Annotated in this window: 25 protein-coding genes; 1 reads left to right on the top strand and 24 read right to left on the bottom strand. The window is 40.3% G+C overall.

The features are described from left to right. Positions 1-57: 57 nt before the first annotated feature. The 22 genes from HT680_RS03050 to gyrA all read right to left on the bottom strand — a co-directional run bounded on the left by HT680_RS03050 (position 58) and on the right by gyrA (position 19,918). Complete coding sequence (locus HT680_RS03050) at positions 58-786, bottom strand: metallophosphoesterase family protein (RefSeq protein ID WP_173258127.1); 729 nt, start codon at positions 784-786, stop codon at positions 58-60. After that, complete coding sequence (gene recN / locus HT680_RS03045) at positions 787-2,454, bottom strand: DNA repair protein RecN (RefSeq protein WP_173258125.1); 1,668 nt, start codon at positions 2,452-2,454, stop codon at positions 787-789. It lies immediately after the preceding gene. 6 nt (positions 2,455-2,460) lie between these two features. Continuing rightward, positions 2,461-2,892, bottom strand: coding sequence for an arginine repressor (locus HT680_RS03040; protein WP_001034389.1), 432 nt, complete (start codon positions 2,890-2,892; stop codon positions 2,461-2,463). After that, positions 2,885-3,700: a TlyA family RNA methyltransferase gene (locus HT680_RS03035; protein WP_173258123.1), complete on the bottom strand. Its 816-nt coding sequence runs from the start codon at positions 3,698-3,700 to the stop codon at positions 2,885-2,887. The genes HT680_RS03040 and HT680_RS03035 overlap by 8 nt, the downstream gene beginning before the upstream one ends. Beyond that, the gene (locus HT680_RS03030) at positions 3,693-4,568 is read right to left on the bottom strand and encodes a polyprenyl synthetase family protein (protein WP_173258121.1); all 876 of its coding nucleotides are present in this window, start codon (positions 4,566-4,568) and stop codon (positions 3,693-3,695) included. Before HT680_RS03030 ends, HT680_RS03035 begins: the two co-directional genes overlap by 8 nt. Further along, on the bottom strand, positions 4,565-4,777 hold the full coding sequence (locus HT680_RS03025) for an exodeoxyribonuclease VII small subunit (RefSeq protein ID WP_000043226.1): 213 nt from the start codon (positions 4,775-4,777) through the stop codon (positions 4,565-4,567). The genes HT680_RS03030 and HT680_RS03025 overlap by 4 nt, the downstream gene beginning before the upstream one ends. Beyond that, entirely contained in the window at positions 4,755-6,095 is a 1,341-nt protein-coding gene (gene xseA / locus HT680_RS03020) for an exodeoxyribonuclease VII large subunit (protein ID WP_173258119.1), read from the bottom strand. The genes HT680_RS03025 and xseA overlap by 23 nt, the downstream gene beginning before the upstream one ends. 128 nt (positions 6,096-6,223) lie before the next feature. Beyond that, positions 6,224-6,862, bottom strand: coding sequence for a uridine kinase (udk, locus tag HT680_RS03015; RefSeq protein WP_173258117.1), 639 nt, complete (start codon positions 6,860-6,862; stop codon positions 6,224-6,226). A 114-nt stretch (positions 6,863-6,976) separates the two neighbouring features. Next, positions 6,977-7,855: a tRNA pseudouridine(55) synthase TruB gene (truB, locus tag HT680_RS03010; protein WP_173258115.1), complete on the bottom strand. Its 879-nt coding sequence runs from the start codon at positions 7,853-7,855 to the stop codon at positions 6,977-6,979. A 73-nt stretch (positions 7,856-7,928) separates the two neighbouring features. Next, positions 7,929-8,729: a hypothetical protein gene (locus HT680_RS03005; protein ID WP_173258113.1), complete on the bottom strand. Its 801-nt coding sequence runs from the start codon at positions 8,727-8,729 to the stop codon at positions 7,929-7,931. 9 nt (positions 8,730-8,738) lie between these two features. Further along, complete coding sequence (locus HT680_RS03000; protein ID WP_240146448.1) at positions 8,739-9,578, bottom strand: hypothetical protein; 840 nt, start codon at positions 9,576-9,578, stop codon at positions 8,739-8,741. A gap of 218 nt (positions 9,579-9,796) precedes the next feature. Further along, entirely contained in the window at positions 9,797-10,624 is an 828-nt protein-coding gene (locus HT680_RS02995; RefSeq protein WP_240146447.1) for a hypothetical protein, read from the bottom strand. A gap of 25 nt (positions 10,625-10,649) precedes the next feature. Further along, entirely contained in the window at positions 10,650-11,924 is a 1,275-nt protein-coding gene (locus HT680_RS02990; RefSeq protein ID WP_173258109.1) for a DUF2130 domain-containing protein, read from the bottom strand. Between the two features lie 95 nt (positions 11,925-12,019). Next, entirely contained in the window at positions 12,020-13,300 is a 1,281-nt protein-coding gene (locus tag HT680_RS02985; RefSeq protein WP_000196319.1) for an O-acetylhomoserine aminocarboxypropyltransferase/cysteine synthase family protein, read from the bottom strand. Between the two features lie 150 nt (positions 13,301-13,450). Next, on the bottom strand, positions 13,451-14,248 hold the full coding sequence (locus HT680_RS02980; protein ID WP_173258107.1) for a formate/nitrite transporter family protein: 798 nt from the start codon (positions 14,246-14,248) through the stop codon (positions 13,451-13,453). Between the two features lie 125 nt (positions 14,249-14,373). Beyond that, on the bottom strand, positions 14,374-14,721 hold the full coding sequence (locus tag HT680_RS02975) for a hypothetical protein (RefSeq protein ID WP_173258104.1): 348 nt from the start codon (positions 14,719-14,721) through the stop codon (positions 14,374-14,376). Positions 14,722-14,843: 122 nt separating this feature from the next. Then, positions 14,844-15,185, bottom strand: a complete 342-nt coding sequence (locus HT680_RS02970; protein ID WP_173258102.1) for a hypothetical protein — start codon at positions 15,183-15,185, stop codon at positions 14,844-14,846. Between the two features lie 37 nt (positions 15,186-15,222). Then, positions 15,223-15,426 (bottom strand): hypothetical protein, encoded by a 204-nt coding sequence (locus tag HT680_RS02965; protein ID WP_173258100.1) that lies wholly within the window; start codon positions 15,424-15,426, stop codon positions 15,223-15,225. A gap of 131 nt (positions 15,427-15,557) precedes the next feature. Next, on the bottom strand, positions 15,558-16,187 hold the full coding sequence (locus HT680_RS02960) for a hypothetical protein (protein WP_173258098.1): 630 nt from the start codon (positions 16,185-16,187) through the stop codon (positions 15,558-15,560). A 26-nt stretch (positions 16,188-16,213) separates the two neighbouring features. Next, positions 16,214-16,630: a hypothetical protein gene (locus tag HT680_RS02955; RefSeq protein ID WP_173258096.1), complete on the bottom strand. Its 417-nt coding sequence runs from the start codon at positions 16,628-16,630 to the stop codon at positions 16,214-16,216. Between the two features lie 73 nt (positions 16,631-16,703). Beyond that, positions 16,704-17,450, bottom strand: coding sequence for a class A sortase (locus HT680_RS02950; RefSeq protein ID WP_173258094.1), 747 nt, complete (start codon positions 17,448-17,450; stop codon positions 16,704-16,706). Next, positions 17,450-19,918 (bottom strand): DNA gyrase subunit A, encoded by a 2,469-nt coding sequence (gene gyrA / locus HT680_RS02945; RefSeq protein WP_173258092.1) that lies wholly within the window; start codon positions 19,916-19,918, stop codon positions 17,450-17,452. Before gyrA ends, HT680_RS02950 begins: the two co-directional genes overlap by 1 nt. A gap of 193 nt (positions 19,919-20,111) precedes the next feature. On the opposite strand from gyrA, the gene HT680_RS02940 reads away from it, so the two are divergent. After that, positions 20,112-21,098 carry an L-lactate dehydrogenase gene (locus tag HT680_RS02940; RefSeq protein WP_000204722.1) on the top strand — a complete coding sequence of 329 codons (987 nt, stop codon included), beginning with the start codon at positions 20,112-20,114 and terminating at the stop codon, positions 21,096-21,098. A gap of 131 nt (positions 21,099-21,229) precedes the next feature. Here HT680_RS02940 and HT680_RS02935 read toward each other — a convergent pair whose 3' ends face one another. Both HT680_RS02935 and HT680_RS02930 read right to left on the bottom strand, forming a co-directional pair. Then, positions 21,230-21,505: an HU family DNA-binding protein gene (locus HT680_RS02935; RefSeq protein WP_001284636.1), complete on the bottom strand. Its 276-nt coding sequence runs from the start codon at positions 21,503-21,505 to the stop codon at positions 21,230-21,232. 107 nt (positions 21,506-21,612) lie between these two features. After that, a complete protein-coding gene (locus HT680_RS02930; protein ID WP_173258090.1) occupies positions 21,613-22,449 on the bottom strand; it encodes a DegV family protein in 837 nt (278 codons plus the stop codon). Positions 22,450-22,462: the final 13 nt, after the last annotated feature.

Below are 22,462 nucleotides of genomic sequence, written 5' to 3'. Positions count from 1 at the left end.
TCTATTTATTATAAATTGTTTTTAATATTTTGACAAGACCATACCCTGCTAGGAGTACTAATCTTCGGCGATAAAGCCATCATTTTCGATAAAGTGGTGTTCTGTCATTCCTTGGTCTGTAAAGACGATTCCATGAAGGACACCACCATAGACAGCTCCTCCATCCATGCCAATCTTGCCATCTTCTGTTATCCAAAGCTCAGCAGTACCTGGTTTCTGATCTAGTAGACCATAGACTGGTGTATGCCCAAAGACAATAGTTTTTCCAGTATGATTTTCAGCTTCGTGGAATGGTTTTCTGAGCCAGACTTTTTTATAATCTGTAGTTTCATGCCAATCATCCAAAGTTAAATCAATACCTGCGTGAACAAAGATATACTTGTCTGTCTCTACTACAAATGGCATTTGACGAATAAATTCGACCAAGTCTGCCGCTTCAGTCGCAACACGCTTGGCATCTTCTACGCCATCAACTGGTGCATCCAAGGGGCGACCTAGGATTGAGTTAATGGTTGTATCTCCACCATTGCGACGATAATGGTCATAGCTTTCTTTTGGGTCATCGAGCCAAGTCAGAAACATATACTCGTGGTTTCCTGATAGACAGATAGCTCCATGATTGTCGACCAAGTCTTTGACCATTTCTAGGACACGACGACTGTCTTCACCTCGGTCAATCAAATCCCCCAGAAAGAGCAACTGAGTTTGACCATCCCAGGTTTTGAGCAGGTCTTCTAGCATCCCTGCTTTTCCGTGAACGTCTCCAATTACATAATAGTCTGTCATTTATTTCTCCCTCGTTTGCAATAATTCTCTGGCTTGAGTAAGGGCCGCCTCTGTTACATTCTCCCCAGCCAACATCTTAGCTACTTCCTCTACTCGCTCTTCTAAAGTCAAGAGGCGAACCGTCGACACCGTTGAGTGCTCATCACTAATCTTCTCAATAAAGAATTGATAATCCGCGATGGCAATCACTTGTGGTAAGTGAGAAATAGCCAAAACCTGACCATGCTGACCAATCTTATGAATCTTTTGAGCAATGGCTTGGGCCACACGACCTGAGACTCCAGTATCTACCTCATCAAAGACAATACTGGTCTTACCTTCTTTGCGAGAAAAGGCAGACTTGATAGCCAACATGAGACGGGATAATTCCCCACCAGATGCAACTTTGACCAAGGGTTTAAAGTCCTCACCCGGGTTGGTAGAAATGTAAAACTCAACTGCTTCATTTCCTTCACGACTGAATTTACTCTTACTAAAGCGAACCTGGAACTGTGCCTTCTCCATATAGAGATCTTGCAATTCCTGCTTAATCTCAGCTTCAAGCTGCTGAGCCAAATCATGGCGAGCAGATGCAAGCTGACCTGCCAAATCGACAAGATCGACTTCCAATTTTTTGAGCTCTGCTTCCATATCTTCGGAAGAAAGGTTATTCCCTGTCAAGAGATTGTACTCATCCGTAATCTTGGCAAAATAAAGCAGGACATCGTCCACAGTCCCGCCGTATTTACGGGTAATAGTATTCAGAAGATCTAAGCGATTCTCAACCTGCATAAGGCGATTGCCATCAAAATCCAAGTCCTCAATAATATCTTCCAAACGCTTTGTAATATCTTCTAAAACATAGTAGGTCTCTGACAGAGAACTTGAAATTTCACGGTATTCAGGGTCATATTCTTCGACACTTTCCATATCATTCATTGCTGAACGGACATTAGCAAGACTGGAGAATTCCTCATTGTCCAACATGGTATAGGCATTGGTTAGCGTATCCGCAATATTTTTATGATTGAGGAGTTTATCTCGTTCTTGGTTGAGAGATAAGTCTTCACCAGCCTGCAAGTTTGCAGCCTCAATCTCTGCCATTTGAAATTCCAACATCTCAATACGAGCCTTATGTTCCTGCTGATTTTTCTTGACTTCAAGAACTTGTTTACGCATTTTGCGGTAGGTGTCAAAGCTTGTTTGATAGGCTTGTTTAAGCTCCAAAAATGCTGCTTCACCAAATTCATCCAGCATCTGGATATGAAGTTGCGGACGCATTAACTCTTCTTGGTCATGCTGACCATGAATATCCACCAGATGTTGCCCAATAGCACGCAAAACCGACAGATTAACCATCTGACCATTCACACGGCTGATACTACGACCATTTTGCAGAATTTCACGACGGATGATAATCTCATCCCCCAACTCCAACCCTTGCTCTTCAAAGAGTTCTTGTAAAGAACGGCTATTCTCAACAGAAAAAAGTCCTTCAATCTCAGCCTTGGGAGCACCATGACGAATAACATCTGTAGTCGCTCTAGCTCCTAACATCATGTTCATGGCATCGATGATGATCGATTTTCCAGCACCTGTTTCACCAGTTAAGACTGTCATGCCTTTTTCAAAATTGAGTGAAATCGCCTCTATAATGGCAAAGTTTTTTATCGAAATTTCAAGTAACATATAAACCTACCAATTTTTTACTTGTTCAAACATTTCCTTGGCGTCTTCTTCATTTCTCAAGATAATCAAAATTGAGTTGTCGTCTGCCAGACAGTTGAAAATTCTCTCTGAGAAAGTATTCATCAGCTGACTCTTGACAAAGGCAGTATTCCCAGGAATGACATCCAGATTGATCATATTGCCCATGCGCTCAGAACCTACTATGTTATTCTCAGCCAACTGCAAACTTCTTACAATTGTTTTTGGCAATTCATAGATGTATTTATTATTCTTCAAGGGAATTTTTACAATACCCAGTTCCTTAATATCTCGTGACACCGTCGCTTGAGTAGCTGAAATACCTGCTTCCTTCAAATGCTCAACGATTTCTTCCTGTGTTCCGATTTGATAATCCGTAACAAATCTTCTAATTTTTTCAAGTCTCTCTTTTTTATTCATCTTTAAATTCTCTATGTGCTCTCTCTACAACTTTTTCTATTTCAGGGGCAACTTGATTACTTGCTCCCTCTTCCTTTTTCAAATATGCCAGAAATTCGATGTTTCCATGTCCACCTTGGATTGGTGAATAGTCTAATCCAAGCACTGAAAAACCTTGTTCAACTGCCATAGCAGTGACAGATTCAAGGACATGTTGATGGACCTTGGCATCGCGAATGATTCCATTCTTCCCAATCTGCTCACGACCTGCTTCAAACTGGGGTTTGACAAGTGCTACCACCTGACCTTGTTCAGCCAACACACGATGCAAGGCTGGTAAGATCAGACTAAGGGAAATGAAACTCACATCAATACTGGCAAAACTTGGTTCCTGCTCAAAGTCAGTCTTTTCAGCATAGCGGAAATTAAACTGCTCCATACTGACAACCCGTGGATCTTGGCGTAATTTCCAAGCCAACTGATTGGTACCAACATCGACTGCATAGACAAGCACGGCACCATTCTGCAACATGACGTCAGTAAATCCTCCAGTAGAGGCCCCAATATCAATCGTCGTTTCCCCATCCACTGACAAATCAAAGACCTGCAAGGCCTTTTCCAGTTTCAAACCACCACGACTGACATACTTGAGTTTTTCACCCTTGAGTTTTAGCTCAGTATCATCTGGAATTTTCTCTCCTGGTTTGTCAAAGCGCTCCCCATTAAGCACAGCCACAACCAGACCAGCCATGACACCGCGCTTGGCCTGTTCTCGCGTTTCAAACAAGCCCTGTTTATAAGCTAGTACATCCACTCTTTCCTTAGCCATTGATTCTCAAACTTTCTACTACTTTCACAATCGCCGCTGTTTCAAAGCTGACTTGCTGGGCGATTTCTTCTAATTTAGCCTCGGCTTGATCCAGAGTTTGGTTACAAAAGGAAATGGCCTCTTCCAAGCCCAACAAGGCTGGGTAGGTCGACTTTTCTGCCTGTAAATCCTTTTGCGGAGTCTTGCCGATTTCCTCAAAACTAGCAGTCACATCCAGCACATCATCTCTGACTTGAAAGGCAAGCCCAATCAATTCACCCACAGTTTTCAATTTTGCTTGGATGTCTGGTGCTAATTCTGCTATGATAGCAGCTGCTTGGAAAGGATAGGCTAGTAATTTTCCAGTTTTATTAGCATGAATGGTCTGAAGTTCGTCCAAAGACAAGTGCTGGTGTTCGCCCTCCATATCTAAAACCTGCCCTGCCACCATGCCCAGACTCCCTGATGCGAGGGATAAGTTGGCAATCAAGTCCACCTTGATCTGACTTGGCAAATCTGCCTGCGCTATTAAGGCATAAGGATCTAGGAACAAGGCATCTCCTGCCAAAATCGCCATAGCTTCGCCAAATTTCTTATGGTTGGTCAAACGTCCCCGACGGTAATCATCATCATCCATAGCAGGAAGGTCATCGTGAATCAGACTCCCTGTATGAATCATTTCCAAGGCCGCAGCCACCTGCGCGTGAGCTGGTTTAATAGCGACTTGCAAGGCTTCCAGAACTTCTAGCAAGAGAAAAGGACGAATACGCTTGCCACCAGCATGAATGGAATAGAGAACAGACTCTCGTAAACTAGAAGCAAACTGCTGATCTCCATAAAAATCTTCCAAAACCGACTCAACAAGAGCTAATTTTTCTTGCTTCTTCATTCAAAATCACTTTCTGTTCCGTCTTCTTGCATGACCTTGACCAAGGTCTTTTCAGCCTTGTCTAGCGTCGCTTGGAGCTCTTTTGACAAGACCATGCCTTTTTGAAAGGCAGCAATCGCATCTTCCAGAGCGATTTCACCATTTTCTAAACTTTGGACAATGGTCTCCAGTTCTGCTAGATTTTCCTCAAATTTCTTTTGTTTTGACATCTTTAACCTCTAATTCTACTTGACCATCTCGCATTAAAAGCGTTACTTGGTCTTTTTTCTTCAAACTCTCGACTGAATCAACTACTGACTCCTCTTTTTTGACAATAGCATAGCCACGAGCCACGATTCGACTGGTATCCAGCATCAGCAAGGCTTCTGAAAGACGCTTGACCTCAGCAACCTTAGCATCATAAACCAGTGCCATCTGGCTGCGTAGGAGCTTGTCCAACTGACCAAGTCGGTCCTGATAGCGTTGGATTTTGGTAACAGGTGATAATTGCACCAGTCGATGCGTCCTTGCTTGGACTAGCTGGTTGCTATCGGAAACCCGTGTTCGCAAACTTTGTTTTAATCGCAGTTGCAGTTGATCCAACCGTTGCAAATAGCCGTCATACAAGCGCTCTGGCTGTCTAAAGATGACTGACTGACTGCATTTTTTCAGAGCTTCTTTTTTTCTTGACAGGACATTCTGAACTGCTGTTGCCATCCGTTTTTCCTGATTTTGCAAATGAGCCAATACATCCAACTTGGTCACGGGTGTTGCTAATTCAGCAGCAGCTGTTGGCGTCGCAGCACGACGATCGGCTACAAAGTCTGCCAAGGTCACATCCGTCTCATGCCCAACACTGGAGATAACTGGCAAACGAGATTCAAAAATAGCCCGTACCACAATTTCTTCGTTAAAGGCCCAGAGATCCTCGATCGAACCACCACCACGACCAATAATGAGCAAATCCAAATCGTCCCGTTGATTGGCACACGAAATATTTCGAGCAATTTCTTCTGCTGCTCCTTCACCTTGCACCTTGGTCGGATAGAGAAGGATGTCAACACCAGGAAAGCGCCTACTAACGGTCGTGATAATATCTCGAATAACAGCTCCACTACGACTAGTCACCACACCGATTCGCTTAGCAAACTGGGGAAGAGGTTGCTTGAATCTCTCTTGAAACAGACCTTCTTCCGTCAGTTTTTTCTTGAGTTGTTCAAACTGCATCGCAAGTGCCCCGACCCCATCAGGCTCTGCCTTTTCAATGATGATAGAGTAGCTCCCGCTCGGTTCATAAACCTGAACTCGCCCAATCACATTGATCTTCATTCCTTCTTCGAGGTCGAAGCCTAATTTCTGATAAATCCCTGACCAGATGGTCGCTTGAATGACTGCTCGGTCATCTTTTAGGGAGAAATATTGGTGAGTAGGTCGTTTACGAAAGTTGGAAACTTGACCAGTTAAATAGACCCGTTCCAAGTATGGGTCTTTATCGAATTTCATTTTCAGATACTTGGTCAAAGTTGTTACCGATAAATACTTTTCCATCTCCACCTACTATTCATTTTCTTGCTTTTCCATGGGTATTATTATACCAAAAACATGCTTAAAAATCACCTTTTTCCTACTGAAACTAAAGGAAAAATAGAAAAAGGAGGCATGGCCTCCTCATCTGATTATTTGCTGTTTCGTGCTTCTTCCAAAATCTTTGCAATTTTGGTGGTCAAAAGGTCGATAGCAACGGTATTGCTGACTCCCTCAGGAATGACGATATCGGCATAACGCTTGGTCGGCTCAATGAACTGGTGGTACATAGGTTTGACCACACCCAAGTACTGATCAATAACGCTATCTAAACTACGGCCGCGCTCTTCCATATCACGCTTGATACGACGAATAATGCGCACATCATCATCTGTATCCACAAAAATCTTGATATCCATCAAATCACGCAAGCGCTTGTCCTCCAAGACCAAAATCCCCTCAACGATAAAGACATCTTGAGGATCCTGACGATAGGTCTTGCTGCTCCGTGTATGCGCTGTATAGTCATAAGTCGGAATGTCTACTGGACGCCCTGCCAACAATTCCTTAATCTGCTCGATCATCAAATCTGTATCAAAGGCAAATGGATGGTCATAGTTGGTTTTGACACGCTCTTCAAAAGTCAAGTGAGACTGATCCTTGTAGTATGAATCATGCTCAATCATGGAAATCTTTTCATCAGGAAAGTGAGATAAAATGGCTCTTGAAACACTGGTCTTACCACCACCAGAACCACCTGTCACTCCGATAATGATTGGTCTATTTTGCATGCTATCCTCCGTTTTTTTATCCGTCGTCTATTCTATCACATTTTTTGCAAAATTTATAGTCTGATTTTGGATAGATTATGGGTAACACAATTCTAATACTTACACCCAGTTAGACTAGCTAAAAACCTTTCTTGGTTTGTAGAAATTGTCCCGTTTTTCTAGAATAGCTAGCAATTTATCCCCTTCAAAGGCAGCCAATTCCTTATCCGACTGATCAAGCTCGATAAAACGACCAAAGCGCACTTCTGTAGCCTCTTCTGGACTTAGGAAAACTTTGACAAGATCCCCCGTTCCAATCTCTAAAGGGTGGAGAAAGTCCAGCTGACCAGCCTCCACTTTTTCGGCAATTTCGTCCAAAGTCAAGGCATCTTCTAACTGCAAACCAGCTGCACTAGTACGTGTTAGGTGAGACATATGGGCCGCATAACCAAGCTTCTCTCCCAAGTCAACTGACAAGGTACGGATGTAAGTCCCCTTACTACATTTCACACGAAAGGTAAAACGTGCAAGTTCGCCCTCATAAGAAATCGGACTTGTTCGTTCAAATTGATAAATAGTCACCCGACGTTCTGGACGCTCCACTTCCTGCTCAGCACGCGCATACTCATAGAGCTTACGACCATTGACCTTGACCGCTGAGTACATAGGCGGAATCTGGGTAATAGGCCCAGTCAAACTAGCGATTGCTTCATCGACAAGCTTTTCATCCAAGGGCGACAAAACAGGGCTCTCTGCGACCACTTCCCCACTAGCATCCTCAGTTGTCGTTGAATAACCGAGAGTAATCTCCCCCTCATATACCTTGCCCTCATCCTGCATGAACTCGACCATGCGAGTCGCCTTGCCAACCGCAATCGGCAAAACACCCACTACATCCGGATCCAAGGTCCCACCATGTCCAATTTTCTTGGTTCCCAAAATCTTACGCAGTTTAAAAACCGCATCATGCGAGGTCATCCCCACTTCTTTTTTTAAGTTAATAATACCGTTCATTTTTGCTTTCTAATTCCCTTTTCACTTTACATCAACATATTCTATCTTAGACAGATTTTAAAACTATATCAGCTCATTTTTCTAAATACTTCCTAGCTTCCTGTACATAGAAAAGCTCTGGATTTTCATGGGCTATGCTTTCAAACAAACTACGAGTACGAGCTTCGTCTCCTTTTAATTGGGCATTGAGAGCTCCGTAATACGAAAACATGATTCGAGCTAACTTATTTTCGGGTTCTGTGGTATCGAAGTAGTCATTCACTTCTTGATTAAACACAATATCTTTTATGGCTTGAGTTTGGGCGATTAGTTTAGCTTTCCCATCTTTCGAATCTGGCGCCTTGGACAATTGTTCCTCAAAGAAAGCAATATCTTGCGCATCTTGAAGATGGATGGAAACTTTTAATAGTTCATAGGTTGATATTAAAAATGTATAGTCTCTTAATCTACCCCAAATTTTTTTCAAATTATACTTGGACATATTTTCCTTGGCAGATTGAAAATCTCCTTTTAGATAAGCCACTTGACCTTGGATAAATTGGTAATACTCACGATATGTTGCCCTAAAGGGCTTAATAGACTTTTCTGATTGAACCCTGAACATGTCTACATAGAGCTTAAGATTAATAGCATCGTTTAACATTAGATAAATAACTTTGTTTAGGACAAAACGTAGATATAAACTCCAGATAGCTACAAACAACATCAGTAAAGCAAGTATTAACCCCCACCTTTTTGTTTCAGGTTGGTGTTCTAAAAAAACTCCTACTGCTCCAATAGCTAGTGCTACAGCTGAACTAATTAGAATAACAGTCTCTATTTGTAAAAGAGTGTTTTCTGTCGCCCTACTTACTATTTTTTCAATTAATTTCATATATTACTCTCATTTCACTAATTCTAAATATTTCTTCGCTTCCTTAACATAGAAAAGCTCTGGATTTTCATGAGCAATGCTTTCAAACAAACTACGGGCACGAGCTTCATCTCCTTTTAATTGGGCATTGAGAGCTCCATAATAAGAAAACATGATTCGAGCTAACTTATTTTCTGGTTCGGCAGTGTCGAAGTAGTCGTTTGATATTTTATTTAAAACAAGATCCTCTATAGCTTGTATTATGTTTATTGCATTCGTCTGCCTAGTAACCTGAGAATTTGTTCGAACTTTTAATGTAGCTAACATATCGATTTGGTTCGAAATTTCTTCTGTTTTATCAGCATGGATTAGAGAAAGAATCTTAAAGTAAGCTATGGATAATTGGATCTCAAATTTCTTATTAAAATTTTTATCCTCAAAATTTATTCGTTCCAAATTATCAAGTGTTTCTTCAAACTTTCCTTGGTAATATGACGCTTGGGCAATAGCTAGTAAACAATTTGCATTATTAAACAGTTGTTGAGACTTGACTGAGTGTTCAGCCACATAACGATAATAACTTATGTGCTTGTCGAAATTAATATCCGTCAAAAAGATATTATCTACAGCTAATTTAACCAGTTTATTATTTAATGAAAGCAGTGTCTCAAACCCAAAACATACTACCGTATAAGTAATGAATTTCATAAAATTCATTTCCCCACCTTTAAATAATTCAACAACCATGCCTATAAATGCTAGAAAAACTATAGGAAATAAACAAATGTATACTATTTTTGTCAAATTATATAATTTTGGAATTTCAAATCCAGATATTTTCAACGAATAGTTATTTAATATTTCTTTCATCATTATCCTCCATTGTAGAACTTAAATATAAAAAGGCGCTCACAATTACTAGAATCGCTATCAAGACTCCAAAGCCAAAAGCGATAGCAACAACTTCTTTCTCCGATTTTAATACCTGTTCTCCATGATATACCTTCCACAATCCCGTCTCATTAGTAGTTTTAACTGTTGAATAGTCTTATTATCCTGTTTGTGTACTTCAACATAAGTAACGCAAGTTACGAACTTATATCAGTTTTTTCTAAATATTTCTTCGCTTTCTGAACATAGAAAAGCTCTGGATTTTCATGGGCTATGCTTTCAAACAAACTACGAGCACGAGTTTCATCTCCTTTTAATTGAGCGTTGAGTGCTCCATAATAAGAGAACATGATTCGAGCTAATCTATTTTCTGGTTCCGCAGTGTCGAAATAGTCGTTTGATATTTTATTACAATAGATATCAACAATAGCCTTTAAACTCAAAATTTCTTCCTGATATTTTAAAATTTGCGATTGAACATTGCTTGTTAGTACTTCAATTTCTATCATCAATTCTCTCAATTCTAAACAATCATTCAAATGAACCGAGTTTAGAATGCTATAATACTTGATATTAAATACATAGTACAGATTTTTGGATTTTTTTAGATTACTATTTTTTATTTTATTCAGCAATTCTAAACTATCTTGGAAGTGTCCTCTATAAAAGGATACTCTTGCATTTGCCAAATATTTTGGAAGAATCTGAACATTCCTATATAAAGAATTTTTCTCAGCTCTAGCAACTATTTCTTGATACTTTGTTAAATTGATATCTTCAAATAAAATATCAATTAAAGCCTTATCAAGTAATAGTTTAGATAGAAGAATAAACAATATAAGAAGGACAAGAAATATTGTTAATACCTTTGTGTAAGTGGTCGATGAATGGTTAAAAATATAGACATAAACCATTACTGTTGAAAACACTAAAAAATACAGCAAATATTTAAATATAATTTTAAGAAAAATTAATTCTATTTTATCAGCTGACCATGTTCTAATAATTTCTATAGCTCTTTTCATATAAATTCCTGTTTCTAAGGTAATACTACTCCCCCTTCAGCGCTTCGAACTTCGCTTTCATAGTTGGGTTTTTTCGGGTCAATTTTTTAACTGAAACATCTTCCAATTTGTTATTAGCGAGGCGGAGTTGGTTTTCAGATGTAGTAAGGAACTTCTTGACCTCTTCCATACGCTTAATAGCCTTATCGATTTCATCGATTGCTTTACTAAAGTTGGTCGAAGCTGAGTTGTAGTTCTTGGCAAAGGCTACTTTGAAGGCATCCAAATCTTCCTCAAAATGGGTAATATCGATATTCTGCTCCCGAACCAAGGCTAGCTCTTGCTTGTATTTAAGAGAATTGAGCGCAGCATTTCGCAAAAGCCCAATCAACTGGATAAAGAACTGGGGACGGACGACGTACATTTTCTCATACTCGTGGCTGACGTCAACAATTCCAGTATTGAAGTAATCATTGTCAGCCTCAAGCATACTTACCAAAACTGCATACTCACAGTTCTTCTCCCGACGGTCCTTATCCAACTCTTTGTAGAAATCAGCATTCTTATGCTTCTTCTCAGTTCCATCGGCTTCATTTTTCATCTCAAACATGATGGAGATGAAATCTAGCCCATTTTCATCAAAATCACGGAAGATAAAGTCCCCTTTAGACCCACGCGCAGAGACCTTATTATCCTTCTCAAAGTAGGCATTTGGAAAGGCAAAACTACGAACCTTGTTAAATTCACTCTCTGCATACTGTTCCAAACTTTCCCCAATCGCTTTTGTAGATTGTTGAGCTTTGAAATTCTTATAAAACTCAACTTGTTCACTGGCTGCCTTGAGCTGGGCTTCGTAATTCTGCTTAACAGAAGCCAAAGATAATTCATTTTCTTTTTCTTGCAAGAGGAGCTGATTTTTAACCTGATCACGTTCTTTTTCAAGGTCAGAAAGGGTCTTTTGCAGCTGATTTTCATGCTCCAAACGCAAGGTAGCCAGTTGGTTTTCCAAGGCCTGCACTTCCTTGTCCTTTGCTAATAAGGCCTCATGACTTGTCTGTTCAACCTCTTTCTTAGCCAGTTCTTTCTCTGTATCAAAGTTTTGGATTTGACTTTGTAATTGCGCGATTTCTTGGTCTTTTTGAGCTAGTTTAGACTGTTGCTCATTCATAGCCTTTTGCTCAGCCAAGGCCAGCTCCTGCTTCATCCGATCGTGTAATTCCTTATCAAACTCGGCAGTTCTCACTTGGGATAAAAGTTCGGCATACTGACTTTCATTTACTGTAAAGACTTCCCCACAGTTGGGACATTTGATTTCGTTCATATCGTTCCTCTTTCTAGACTTCTGTAACCATTATATCATGCCTGAGGGAAAATCAAAAACAGTGAGTCGAAACCCACTGTCTATCTTCTTTTTCTTTAAATTTTTTCCAAGGCCAAGCGCAAATCTTCAATCAAATCCTCTACATTTTCAAGACCGATAGACAAGCGGATTTGGTTGGGTGTGACACCTGCTGCTTCTAGATCTTTTTCTGACAACTGACCGTGAGTGGTTGTCGCAGGATGGACAACAAGCGATTTAGCATCTGCTACGTTTGCAAGGTCAGAAAAGATTTCCAAATTATCAATGACCTTGCGAGCTTCTGCCTCTCCACCTTTAACATGGAAGGTAAAGATTGAACCCACACCTTTTGGCAAATATTTCTCAGCCAAGGCATGATATGGACTGTCAGCTAGTTTTGGATAATTTACCTTCTCTACCTTAGGATGGTTGACAAGGAAATCAACAATTTTCTCTGCATTTTGCACATGGCGTTCCACACGAAGAGAGAGAGTTTCAAGTCCTTGGAGCAAGAGAAAGGCATTAAATGGTGACAAGGCTGCTCCTGTATCACGAAGCAATTGAACACGAACAGCGATAATAAAAGCTGCTGCACCCACATCACGAGTATAGCTCAAGTTATGGTAACTTGGGTCTTCCTCAACAAATTGAGGGAATTTCCCTGAAGCTGCCCAGTCAAAACGACCACTATCGACAATCACTCCTCCAATAGTCGTACCATGTCCACCGATAAACTTAGTTGCTGAGTGAATGGCAATATCTACACCGTGAGAGAAGACGTTAATCAAATACGGTGTGGCAAAAGTATTGTCCGAAACGAGAGGAATCTGGTGTTTATGCGCAATCTCAGCCAATTTTTCCAAGTCAGGAATGTTAATCAAGGGATTCCCCAAGGTTTCAATCAAGACAAGCTTGGTATTGTCATTGATAGCTGCTTCCACTTCTTCCAAATTATCCACATCGACAAAGGTTGTTGTAATCCCATAACGAGGAAGGGTTTCCTTCAAGAGGTTGAAGGTCCCACCATAAATAGTGGACGCTGCCACTACATGGTCACCTGCATGAGCAAGCGCCAAAATAGTATAGGTTACAGCTGCCATACCTGATGCTGTCGCTAGTGCTCCAACACCACCTTCAAGAGCAGCGATTCTTTCCTCAAAGGCTGCTGTTGTAGGATTTGTGATACGGGTATAGATATTCCCTGGTTTTCTCAAGGCAAACAGATCTGCACCTTCCTGCGTGTCATCAAAAACGAAGGATGTTGTTTGATAAATCGGTACTGCACGAGACTTAGTCGCTGGATCAACTACTTGCCCAGCATGTAATTGTAGAGTTTCAAATTTAAAATCACGAGTCATATGACGACCTCCAAATAGCTTCATTAGGGATATTGTATCATCTTGGGCTAGCCTTTTCCAATACCGTTTTTCTATATTTTGATATAAGAAACAACTATGACTAGTCTTACACATCAAACAAAAAAGCACGATTCACTCGTGCTCATTTCTTTAATCTACATAAGTATCTTCGTTTTTATTGAGGAAGGCGTATGGCAAGCCCATTAAGAGACCGCCCCCAATGAAGTTCCCAATAAAGGTTACACCCCAGTGACGAAGAATATTAGGTATGTCAAAGTTAGCAATTGAATCAGCTGCAACACTGAACTTAACAATCGCAAAAGAAGCAAAGTTCGCAGCAATGTGTTCGTTTGTTAAGAATACAAACATATAAATTGCTGATAAGACAAGCCAAAGTTTGGCGCCACCGTCTTTGACCAAAACAAAGGAAAGAATAGCAATGTTTACAAAGACGTTTGCTAGAATCCCTTCAAGCAAGACGAGTTCATTTGAACGACCTAATTTCATCTCAACAACCCCTGAAATGAAGCTGTCATGTGTCAGATTTGCGTAGGCTGCTGAATGGGCAAAGCCCCAACCTGCTATCAAAGCTCCGATGAGGTTGAACAAGGTACAGTAAAGTAAAATCTCAGCTGTTTTTCTCCAAGAGATTTTTTTCAAGAAACTACCAGCTGTCAAAAACATCATATTTGAAGTTACCAACTCAGCATTCAAGAAAACAATGTAGGCCAATCCCCAAGCAAAAACGAATGGGAAGAGGAATCGTCCACTACCGGGTGCGATTTTATTAATCAAGTCAGCACCAACTGCACCTGCAGCCGTACTAAATGTAAGAAAGGCACCTGCAAACATGGAACGAATCGCATACTTGAATTTGCTTTGACTATAAAGACTTTCTTTCTTCTTGCAAGCAAATTCAATCTTTGAGATAAATTCTGAAGAGACCATAAAAAACTCCTAAAACTTTTATTTGTGAATATTATAACATAAAGCACGCATTTTGAAAAGCCTTTCTTGTATACGTTTTCTACAAAGAAAATCAAGGCATTGGGGGAATTCCATAAATCTCTCCTTTACCCATTAACAGAAAAACATTTCAATGTTTCAAATTGATCATCCCAAAATTCAAACTCAAATAGGTGCCAGTCATCGAAGGTTTGCTCACAATAACTAACTGTTCCTTGATTGTAGTCAATGATAGGTTTCCCCAGCTTGTTCTTCACATCTTCCTCGCTGACTTCTCCATACATTTCCTTAAGATCAGCTAGCATGAAGTTGATAATTCTATTGAGATTTTCCTGATAATTTTTTGATAACAGTTCAACTTTATCTATAAAGTCACAATCAGGCTCTTCGTCCCAAACAAAGGTCACTCCCTCATGCTCATAAATGTATTGCTGTAAACTCTCATCAAAATTCATTGTTCACTCTCCAAATCATTATCATTTACTAAAAATTTAGTAACATTAATCAAAATGTTCAAATGATTTCATAAAAATGTCTTCCACACACGCGTACGACAAAATAACAACACTTGCAATGATTAGAAGATATCATCATAATGTTCACTCGCTTGTTGCACAAACTCGAAAATATTCAAAGATATGGGTTTCATTTCCAGTGAACCTAATGCCCCCAAATCATTCATATAAATAGTGTCGTCAGAATCTTTCTTTATAAAAAAAGCGACATCCCCATCTTGCCCAATCAGGAAAAAATCTGGTTCCCACTCTTCTATTTGGTAGGTGGAGTTTCTTTCTAGCAAATCTAGTCTTGAGTATAAGGTGATGCCTGTATTCTCTATTACCAACTCTCCTGCTTTGTCGATTTTGCTCAAGAATTCTGCGTATAGGTTCGGAAGTACTAAATCAATCTGATTACTCATTCTCAACTCCTCATCTATTTTTCCTACTGCGAAAGTCCTATATCTCATCTTCACTTAGTTCTCTAAAATGTGAAATATGATATCCAAAATAAGACTTCCCCGATTTTCCTATGAAGATTCCGTGTCCAGCCATATTGGCAATTTCTCCCAAGTATATCATAGGAAGGTCCTTGTCAAATGGAAAACTACTTGTTATGTCTTCTTTGAGCCTAACTAAAGACTTTTCTCTTAACTGACTCATTATCTATCCTCTCTTATGCCAGGCATCCTTCGGTTACTTACGATAAATCTTTCAACTTACTGACCAGATTTCTCTCACATTGAAAAGATACCATTAAAGTTGAATGAGCATCTTGCAAGCATCATACATTATCAAATTTTATAGTTTTCGATTTCTTCTCTACTCATGCCTACAAGTTCTGTCGTCCACAAGCCCACAATGTCCGACAAGACTGAATTGCAGGTATACTCTTCTTCACCGTCTATATACTTACAGGAAAAGACAGGCTCCCTTGTCGCCGCTTGATAAAATGCCATGGCTACTTTTTCTAGTTTTTCAGGATTGAAATCAAGTGATAGTTTTTGAGCCATATTTCCTCGTATCTGATCCCAATTTTCCTGCTTAACCTGATAGCTTTCTCGTATTTTAGACACATAGCCCCTACAAAATGCTTTCAATAAGTCTGTGTTCTGATAAAGATGCCGACAACTAAAATCCGAAATACAACCTGCATGAAGTAGGAATGTCAGTAAGTCATCCAGGCTTTCTGCTACTCTCCCCACTTGCCCCTCACTTCCGATAAAGCCTATGCTGTTATCTTCGAGAAAAACATATTCTCCCCCACTACCGTCTTGAGCAAATGCCTTACAGGCAAGAGAGTATTCCTCATTGTTCCCTGAAAACTGAACTTCACTTATCTTGTCATAAAAATAAATATCACATTCAGTCATCAGTAAGGTCCTTAACTGTTCATTTTCTCTGACTTCTTGTAGCTTATCCATGATCATTCCTTTCTTAAGCTAAACACTTATCCATCTATTACAATTCTAATATGGTAGTTTTTAGTTTCATTCTTTAGATTCTTCACAAGGAGATCATTCTGTTTTGATTGTCCGAAGAAAAAACTGACAGTTTTTCCATCTTTTCTTTCGATACACAAATGATATCTTGCCCCATTCAATTTGACACTTCGAATATATTTGACTTCAATCATTTTGATGTTATTCAGCGGAATGATTCTCTTCACAAATACAAAAGCATTGTGAATATAAAATCTCCCATTGGCAATGTGAAACGGGGCAAAAAAATCACCACCACTACGACGGACAATTATAAAACGTCGCCAAAAGATTAGTAAAAGAATAGAGGCTAATAAGTAAAAGGCAAAACTAAAAACAGGACTTTCCCACATCGTTTTCATTCCAAAAAAAAGATATTCGAACATGCATTATTCTCCTTTGACCGACGGTTCTATTTGACAAAAACCAGTGAAAAATACAATTCACTGGTTTTTGAGGTTAATAACGTTGTTTATATGGCTTATTAAAGGCGCTTAGGATATCATCAGATGTTTCAGAATAAGCTTTAACTTCTTTAAAATCACCTTTAACAATAATCCGCTCTGTCGCATTATAGTCCACACAAGTTACCAGCGTAATCTCCTTAACTCCTTCACGATCCTCGATTTCATCTACCCGATCGGGGGTTACGTGCTTCACTTCACGAATCTCATAGGTGTATACTTTATCTTTATCAGTCAGATAAATTTTCATCCCCGCCTTGGCATTGACCAAAGGCGAAAAGAGCATCTGACTCGCATTTTCAGCAGTAAAGATATGGTGGCTGGCTAGTGAATAGTTGCCTTCTCCCATTTTCTGATTTGCTTTCATGGTCCCTGCCCCGTAGAACAAGTTTACATTATCCAAACCTTTAAAAATAGGCAGGTTGATCTCTACTTCAGGAATGGCAATCCCTCCGATGACTGGAAGTTGCTGAGCATCCCACTGGGCAGCTAACACCGCTTCTGATGAGATGGATTTGACAGAATCAAAATCGAAATTTCCCTCTGTCTCTTTATTCTCTTCAATCTTTTCCTTAGTCACCTGACTGACTTGGTATTTATTGGTATTCCAAACCATAAAGATGTCACGAATTTGAGCATTAAAAATCAAGGCAAGGGATAGAAGAATTAAAAATCCAGCTAAAATATTGATTAGTATATTTTTACGGTTACTCTTCTTATTTTTCGTTTTTTTACGAGACATTATGCTTCACCTTCTGTTTCAATTTCAGTCCCAACTTCTTCTTTTTCTGCTGCAGCAACCGTTGTGAAGGTCACAATCTTGGCATCTTGGTCTAGACGCATCACCTTAACTCCCATGGTTGAGCGTCCTGTTTGTGAAATATTGGCAACATTGGTTCGAATCATGACACCTGTATCTGTGATAATCATCAAGTCTTCATCCCCTTTAACAGTGAGGAGACCTGCAAGAGGACCATTCTTCTCAGCAACATTGGCTGTCTTCATCCCTTTACCACCGCGGCCTTTAGTTGGATATTCAGTAGCAAGGGTACGCTTACCATAACCTTTTTCAGTGATGATAAGGACTTCGTCCTGGTCTGTAATGACACTAGCTCCAACTACTGTGTCCCCTTCACGAAGATTGACTCCTCGAACACCTGTCGCGACACGGCTCATGCCACGAACAGCCGACTGATTAAAGCGAACAGCATAACCAAACTTGGTACCAATGATAATATCTGTGTCTTCTTCTGTCAATAGAACATTGATCAACTCATCCTCATCCTTGAGATTCAAGGCTTTAAGTCCATTTTGACGAATATTAGCAAACTCTTTGACACTGGTTCTCTTCACAATACCGTGACGAGTTGTAAAGAAGAGATAGGCGTCATCGCTACGTTCAGACTCAACGTTGATGATGGTCTGAATGCTCTCACCTTCGTCCAACTTCAAAAGATTGACAACTGGCAAGCCTTTAGCGGTACGACCATATTCAGGGATTTCATAACCTTTAAGGCGATAGACGCGTCCTTTATTGGTAAAGAAGAGCAAATGATCATGGGTGCTGGTTGAAACCAACTCACGCACAAAGTCATCATCCTTAACTCCCGTACCTTGGACACCACGACCACCTCGTTTTTGAGCAGTGAACTCACCTTGGTCCAAACGTTTAATGTAGCCCTTGTTAGAAAGGGTAATCAAGACATCCGACTCTTCAATCAAATCTTCATCTTCAAGGGTCAAGACCTCTCCGACCATCAACTCGGTACGACGTTTGTCATCAAACTTGCGTTTGACTTCGTCCAATTCGTCTTTGATGATTTGCGCCACGCGCTCTGGTTTGGCAAGAATATCAGCCAAATCTGCAATCAAGGCAATCAATTCATCATATTCAGACTGAATCTTATCGCGTTCCAATCCTGTCAAACGACGGAGACGCATATCAAGGATAGCCTGACTTTGACGCTCAGAAAGTTTGAACTTGCTCATCAATTCGACTTGGGCTTCCGCATCCGTTTCACTAGCACGGATAATACGAATCACTTCGTCGATATGGTCTAGCGCGATTAAAAGACCTTCTAAGATGTGCGCACGCGCTTCTGCTTTTTCCTTGTCAAAACGGGTACGGCGAACAACCACTTCTTTTTGGTGCTCGATATAAGCATCCAAGATTTGACGAAGGGACAAGATCTTCGGCACACCATTTTGAATCGCCAACATGTTGAAACCAAAATTGGTTTGCATCTGGGTCATCTTGAAGAGATTGTTAAGGATAACGTTGGCAGATGCGTCGCGCTTGACCTCTATCACAAAGCGAACCCCTTCACGGTTGGACTCATCACGTACGGCTGTAATGCCCTCAAGACGTTTTTCCTGAACCAAGCGAACAATATGTTCATGCACCTTAGTTTTATTGACCATGTAAGGAAATTCCGTTACAACAATCCGTTCGCGACCCGTCTTAGTAGTTTCAATCTCTGTACGAGAACGAAGAACAATCGATCCTTTACCAGTTTCGTAAGCCTTATGAATACCTGCTTTCCCCATGACAAGAGCACCAGTTGGAAAATCTGGACCAGGCAAGACTTCCATCAAGTCCTTAGTCGTCACATCTGGATTGTCCATGACGAGCTTCACAGCATCAATGGTTTCACCCAAGTTGTGAGGTGGAATATTGGTAGCCATCCCAACAGCGATACCAGTTGCCCCATTGACCAAAAGGTTTGGAAAACGAGCTGGCAAGACCAAGGGTTCACGTTCGTTAGCATCGTAGTTATCTACGAAATCAACGGTGTTTTTATTGATATCACGAAGCATTTCAAGAGCAATCTTGCTCATACGAGCCTCAGTGTAACGTTGAGCGGCAGCACCGTCCCCGTCCATAGAACCAAAGTTTCCATGCCCATCCACAAGCATGTAACGATAGCTCCACCACTGGGCCATACGGACCATGGCTTCATAAATAGATGAGTCTCCGTGCGGGTGGTATTTACCCATAACATCCCCTGTAATACGGGCTGATTTTTTATGGGGTTTATCTGGAGTAACACCTAATTCATTCATTCCGTAAAGAATACGGCGGTGAACAGGCTTCAAGCCATCTCGAACATCAGGAAGAGCACGCGCTACGATAACACTCATGGCGTAATCGATAAAGCTGGTCTTCATCTCCTTTGTCAGATTGACATTCACTAAATTTTTATCCTGCATTAATAAATGCCTCATTTCACTATTAGTAATTAGATATATTATACCATAAAATGTCCTTTATTTCAGGCTTCTGAAACTACTAAAACGTTTACATCAATAACCGAATAGAATATCCGTGACAAAGTTTTTTAAAAGTGATAGAATTAAAGTGTCTGGGGAATTCCCTAAAAAAAATGAAGGAGATGTTTAGATAATGACTTCAACTAAACAACACAAAAAAGTGATCCTTGTTGGTGACGGTGCCGTAGGTTCATCTTACGCTTTCGCACTTGTTAACCAAGGAATTGCACAAGAGCTTGGAATTATCGAAATTCCACAATTACACGAAAAAGCTGTTGGTGATGCGCTTGACCTTAGCCATGCCCTTGCCTTCACTTCACCTAAAAAAATCTACGCTGCTCAATACTCTGACTGTGCAGACGCTGACCTTGTTGTTATCACTGCAGGTGCTCCTCAAAAGCCAGGTGAAACTCGTCTTGACCTTGTAGGTAAAAACTTGGCTATCAACAAATCAATCGTAACACAGGTTGTTGAATCAGGTTTTGATGGTATCTTCCTTGTTGCGGCTAACCCAGTTGACGTTTTGACTTACTCAACTTGGAAATTCTCTGGATTCCCTAAAGAACGTGTTATCGGTTCAGGTACTTCACTTGACTCAGCACGTTTCCGTCAAGCACTTGCTGAAAAATTAGATGTTGATGCTCGTTCCGTTCACGCCTACATCATGGGTGAACACGGAGATTCTGAGTTTGCGGTTTGGTCACATGCCAACATCGCTGGTGTAAACCTTGAAGAATTCCTTAAAGATACTCAAAACGTTCAAGAAGCTGAATTGATTGAATTGTTCGAAGGTGTTCGTGACGCTGCATACACAATCATTAACAAAAAAGGAGCTACATACTACGGTATCGCAGTAGCACTTGCTCGTATCACAAAAGCAATTCTTGATGACGAAAATGCAGTACTTCCACTTTCAGTCTTCCAAGAAGGTCAATACGGTGTTAAAAACGTCTTTATCGGTCAACCAGCTGTTGTTGGTGCACACGGTATCGTTCGTCCAGTAAACATCCCATTGAACGACGCTGAAACACAAAAAATGCAAGCATCTGCAAAAGAATTGCAAGCAATTATTGATGAAGCATGGAAAAACCCTGAGTTCCAAGCAGCTTCTAAAAACTAATTACAAAGAAGGTTCTCATTTCATGGGAGCCTTTTTCTTTTTGCACAGAACGATAAAATCATATTTTCCAAAACAAAAAAGCCTACTGACCAAGCTAGAAAGCTTGATGCAATAGGCTTTTTAAACTCAAATTATTTAACAGCGTCTTTAAGAGCTTTACCAGCTTTGAATGCTGGAACTTTAGAAGCTGCGATTTTGATTTCTTTACCAGTTTGTGGGTTGCGACCTTTACGTGCAGCACGCTCACGAACTTCAAAGTTACCGAAACCAATCAATTGAACCTTTTCACCAGCTGCAAGGTATTCAGTTACTGCTGCGAATACAGCGTCAACTGCAGCTGCTGAATCTTTCTTAGTCAATTCTGTAGCTTCTGCTACTTTAGCGATCAAATCTTGTTTGTTTGCCATGTTAATAATTCCTCCAAATAATTTCTAATTAACAAATATAATCATATCCTAAAATCGCCCACAGGTCAAGTCAAAAACGCTATTTCTAACGATTTTTCTCTATTTTTTTAGGAATGATATCGAACTAAGATAGCCCATGCATTTTCGCCCGTATGCGTCTGAATAATAGAGCCCGTTTCCAGTACTGAGATTGGTTTTTCGACATAAGTTTGTAAAACATTCTTCATCTCATTGGCCCATTCATTGGTACCAGCGTAGGAAATTCCAATTTCTGCAACGGATTTATGAGAAAGGGTCTCGGCCAACTCGTCAAGCCATTTTTTAAATGTCTTAGCACCGCGCCCCTTTACAATAGGTTGCAGTTCATGCTCCTTCATTTGCATAACGACACGAATATTCAACAGAGAACTGATCAAGCCTGTCACACGCCCAATACGACCACCTTTGACTAAATTTTCCAAAGTCGAAACACCGATATAAAGTTCGGTATGGTTTTTCACATCTTCCACATGTGCCAAGATAGTTTCTAAATCTTTGCCTTCTTGGGCAAGTTTAGCTGCTTCAACAACTTGAAACTTCATCGCCTGATCTGTAAAAGAACTATCAATAACGGTCACATCAGCAGTTGAGAGACTTGCCCCTTGGCGAGCAGCTTCAACAGTTCCAGACAAGGCATGGGACATGTGAATAGCGAGTATCTGACTGCCGTCTTCACCTAGTTCTTCAAAAACTTCAGCAAATACTCCCACTGGAGGCTGACTGGTTTTAGGCAGATTTTTACTCTCTTGCATAAGATGCAGGAATTCCCCTTCTTTCAAATCTGCATCAGAATAAAGGGTACCATCAATCATCACAGATAAAGGAACAACGGTGATATTTAATTCTTTAACTACTTCTGGTTCAATAGTAACAGAGGAATCAGTTACAATTTTTACTTGTGTCATATCTTCAATCTTT

This window comes from Streptococcus sp. 5905 (genome assembly GCF_013276505.1).
GTDB lineage: Bacteria > Bacillota > Bacilli > Lactobacillales > Streptococcaceae > Streptococcus.
The sequence above is the reverse complement of the archived record's forward strand: the minus strand, read 5'-3'. Positions and strand labels throughout refer to the sequence as shown.